The 795-nt window shown below is 54.1% G+C and carries 1 protein-coding gene; it reads left to right on the forward strand.

Translation table 11 applies throughout. The features are described 5' to 3' along the window. Positions 1–324: 324 nt before the first annotated feature. Positions 325–507, forward strand: coding sequence for a hypothetical protein (locus WMO66_RS14300; RefSeq protein WP_242370439.1), 183 nt, complete (start codon positions 325–327; stop codon positions 505–507). The last annotated feature ends 288 nt before the right edge of the window (positions 508–795 follow it).

Here is a 795-nt window from a genome sequence, read left to right on the forward strand (position 1 = left end):
AGGGCCTGGGGGCTGGTGTCGGCGGCGGTATCACAATGTGATACAGTTCCGAATTCGGTAATACATTTTCGTAATACGTCCGATTTGCTGCATTCTTGGCGCTTTGCTTCATCTTCTAATAGTTTTGCCTGTTCATCGGTCAATCTCACGACCTGCGAAACCGTATACTGTGCCATTTTTTACCCTCATTTTCGGTATCACAAATGTATTGATGATTGTATTCCATCGGTGTTACAGCCGTCCACCTCAATGCCTAATCTGGCATAACCTCGAACGTAGGGCAACATACCATTTTGGCGTGTTCCGAGCCGAAAAGGAGGCATCATGACCGAGGTGGAGAGCCGCGAAGCCCAGGAGATCGCTTGCCGTCTTGTCGGATGGGGTGAGGCCCTGGCGATGGAGGCCGAGCGAGGCGGCGACCACTCCGCGCTCATTGCTATGGTTTCTGATGACCTTCACGAGCTGGCTTGTCGGCTTGGGGAGTTGGCCGACGGTTTGCGGCCCTGAACTGGGAATAGTACGCCTTAAGGCGGGTAAAGAACAAAAAATTTTCAGGTTGATTGTGGGCGGATAAGCACTGTGGATTTATGGAAAACGAAACCCACGTTTCCCACAAACCCACAGTGCCAATACAGTAGCCCACTGGCTACTAGTGAGGGCGAATTAGGGCGCAGCTCGCCCGCCTGCCTGCTCGATTCCAACGGTGCCAAACCGCGCGCGCACCCATCCCTTGCGCCTCTGACCTGGTATTTCCCTGCTTCTCCTGCCGTTTAGGCCGCTCCTGCGGTCTGTCGG

The sequence above is a fragment of the Faecousia intestinalis genome, from assembly GCF_040096185.1.
Taxonomy (GTDB): domain Bacteria; phylum Bacillota; class Clostridia; order Oscillospirales; family Oscillospiraceae; genus JAZOXB01.

Bases quoted from the DNA above. Each gene is read 5' to 3' on its own strand.
- WMO66_RS14300 (WP_242370439.1), top strand. From the start codon at position 325: ATGACCGAGGTGGAGAGCCGCGAAGCCCAGGAGATCGCTTGCCGTCTT.